General features: G+C 38.8%; 1 protein-coding gene. It reads right to left on the bottom strand.

Features of this window, described 5'->3' with window-relative positions; genetic code table 11:
- Positions 1 to 737 precede the first annotated feature (737 nt).
- The gene (locus H7U20_RS13940) at positions 738 to 992 is read right to left on the bottom strand and encodes a hypothetical protein (protein WP_199759757.1); all 255 of its coding nucleotides are present in this window, start codon (positions 990 to 992) and stop codon (positions 738 to 740) included.
- Positions 993 to 1206: the final 214 nt, after the last annotated feature.

Below are 1206 nucleotides of genomic sequence, written 5' to 3'. Positions count from 1 at the left end.
TGCTGAATAGTGTTTCACTGCCCGTCTTTGCTCCGCCCCCTGTACGATTACGAGAAATCAGATGACGCGACAACTATCCTGACACAGGGGGCAGGTGCCTCACGCTATGTCTATTTTGAGCTTGTAATCGCGGTGAGCACATTTGCGCGTGACCATACAATTTTTTAATCAATATGCTCGTTTGACGCCTTGGTCTGCGTAACGGTAGCTAGCTTGATTAATTTTACACTTCGGACAGTCTCAAGAAATGGCTTTGTTGACGTGCAGCATGCACGATTTGTTCCTCCGTTGCTTGGCGCAACGGACGATACCAGACCCAACGTCCGATTCCGTACAGTAGCATGGCGCCAATAAAATTATATTAATAAGTGGCGACGCATACGGCAAGTAAAATAAATGAAGATATTTGAAGAACCTTTCCTAGGTAAGTTATTTCGTATTTATCATTAATTATCCACTCCCAGCTATTTTTTGAAATTTTGCGTTTCCAAGGGATGTTGCTTTGATCTAAGGATAGTAATCCAAGTCCTAGTGATGTTAGTAGGTAAAAATTCCAAGTGTTATTTAGATAGCCTGAAACTAAGGAAAATGAAATAAAGAGGAATGAAATTATTTTAATCATGATGTATTTTTAAATTAATTTTCGTTTTAGTATTATGGTATTGTCTAATTACTTAAGACATTGATTAATTAAAATAAATAACTCGACATTTTAATAATTAATATTAATTTTAATTTTAAATTTGATGTGCGATATGAAGATGTGTCTTGTACTTAGTGGTTCCGATTACGAACCCCATGCCAAATGCCCAAACCAATGGCCCCAAAGAGGCTGATTCTGCAAGTGCAACACTTGCAGCCGTTGTCCATGGAATTCCACCTGAAACTTCATTTGCTTCAATTCCTGATAATTCGTGAATTGTCATAATGCCATCTCTTGGATTGCAATTGCTCCAATATCGTTGCAGATCGATTTGCTCATAGTTGAGCAAGAAAATTTTCTACTGATGCATACCATTGTATTGAATTAGCTATTCTTAATATTGCTCTTCAGCAAAATGAATTCCAATTTTTTGTTAAATGTAGTCTTCGAAAACCGAAACTCGACTAAGGCATAGGTTTATACACAAGTCACCCAGCTTCGTCGCGTAGCGCCTTAATCGTGAGCGCAGCCACGCGCACATCCTGAATGCCCTGCCAGATCGT

The organism is Rugamonas violacea, assembly GCF_016461825.1.
GTDB lineage: Bacteria > Pseudomonadota > Gammaproteobacteria > Burkholderiales > Burkholderiaceae_D > Rugamonas.
This window is presented reverse-complemented; position numbering and strand designations above follow the sequence as displayed.